Raw genomic sequence first — 2,049 nt, 5'->3', positions numbered from 1 at the left:
CCATCCAGCCCGGCCAGCGCCGCGCGCACATCACCGAGCTCGATGCGATACCCACGGATCTTGACCTGCTCATCAGCGCGGCCCAAATACTGCAACTGCCCATCAACGCCCCACCGCACCAAATCCCCGGTGCGATACATCCGCGCCCCCACACCCCCAAAGGGACACGCCACAAACCGCGACGCCGTCAACCCCGCCCGACGCACATAGCCAGGGCTCACCCCACGACCCGCCGCATACAACTCACCGACCACCCCGACCGGCACCGGGCGCAACCACTGATCCAACACAAACAACGCCGCCCCAGGCACCGGCGACCCAATCGGCGGCACCCCCGACCCCGCCGCCAACGCCGAACTGAGCGTCAAAACCATCGTCGTCTCGGTCGGACCGTAGGCATTGAACATCACCCGCCCCGAAGCCCAGCGGTCCACCACCTCAGCAGGACACGCCTCACCGGCGACGGCCAACGTCATCTGGCCCAAGCCCTGCGGCGAGAGCGTCGCCACCGCAGACGGAGTCCAGGCAAGAAAACTGGCCCGTTCCTTGACGAGCAAATCGTGGAAATCTGCTGGCGCCGCGGCCACCGACTCGGGCACCACCAACACCCGCCCGCCATGCAGCAGCGGACCCCACACCTCCCACACCGAGGTGTCAAACCCATACGAATTGCACTGCGTCCAGGTCCCCGGCGGCACATACGCGTCTGTCTCCGTGAGGAGCTGGGTCACATTGGCGTGGGTGACGGCCACACCTTTCGGCACCCCGGTAGTACCCGAGGTGTAAATCACGTACGCGACATCATCGGACATCGGTACCGGCAAACTCTTGCCCGGATAAACGGGAATACCTGGATGGTTGGCATCAATGACCAACAGTCCCAGCCGATCCAACCGTGAGCGTTGGTCGGCGGTGGTGATCGCAGCGATCGGTCCGGCATCGGCGAGCATGAAACTGATCCGCTCGTCAGGATGGCCGGGATCGATCGGCACATAAGCGGCCCCGGTTTTGAGCACCGCCACAATCGACACGATCGCCTCAGCCGAGCGGGAAAACAGCAACGCCACCGACTCACCCGGGCGCGCACCCAACGTAGCCAGCAGATACGCCTTACGGTCAGCGGCCTGATCGAGCTCGCGATACGTCATCGAGCGCCCAGCGCATGTCAGCGCCACCGCCTCCGGGGTACGCGCAACCTGCGCCGCGAACAACGCCGGAATCGACCCCGACACCATCGCCGGCTCGTCCAACACCGCCCGGTTACCGATCTGGGCAAGGCGGGCATGCTCAGCGGCATCCACCAAATCCAGCGACGACAACCGCCGCCCCGGATCAGCGCTCAACTCCACCAGCACCCACCGCAGCCGCTCGATCAACGCCTCGATCGTGGCCGGCTCAAAGATGTCAGTGCGAAACTCGACCTCACCACCGATCCCAGCGGAATCACCGGACTCGGTCCAACGCTCAGCCAGCGAGAACGCCAAATCCATACGGGCCGTACGGATCTCCACCGGCAACGTGGTCAGCTGCAAATCACCGAGATCCAGCTCCGCGGATTGATTATTCTGCCAAGCCAACAACACCTGAATCAACGGATGATGCGCCCGACTGCGGGTCGGATTGAGCCGCTCGACTAACACCTCAAAGGGCACATCTTGATGCTCATACGCCGCCAGACTGCGCTGGCGCACCTGGGCAACCAACTCGGCCACCGTGGGATCCCCAGCCAAATCCACCCGCAACACCAACGTATTGATAAACGCCCCGACCAGATCATCTAGCGCAGGATCGCGCCGCCCAGCGATCGGAAACCCAACGGCCACATCAGAACTGGCACTCAGCGCCGACAACAACACCGCCAGCGCGGCCTGAACCACCATGAAACTGGTCGCATCATGCTTGCGGGCCATCTCGCGCACCCGCTGCTGCAACTCGGCCGGCCAATCCACCACCACACTGGCCCCGCGATAATCGGCCACCGGCGGATAAGGCCGATCCGTGGGCAACTGCAGCTGCTCAGGCAACCCCGCCAGGGTCTGCTCCCAATAC

At 64.1% G+C, this 2,049-nt stretch carries 1 protein-coding gene; it reads right to left on the bottom strand.

Features of this window, described 5'->3' with window-relative positions; genetic code table 11:
- Positions 1 to 2,049 (bottom strand): amino acid adenylation domain-containing protein (locus A5753_RS00645; RefSeq protein ID WP_156655841.1); only part of this gene is annotated, 2,049 nt, incomplete at both ends.

Origin of the sequence: Mycobacterium sp. 852002-51971_SCH5477799-a, from assembly GCF_001667145.1 — a bacterium.
GTDB lineage: Bacteria > Actinomycetota > Actinomycetes > Mycobacteriales > Mycobacteriaceae > Mycobacterium.
This window is presented reverse-complemented; position numbering and strand designations above follow the sequence as displayed.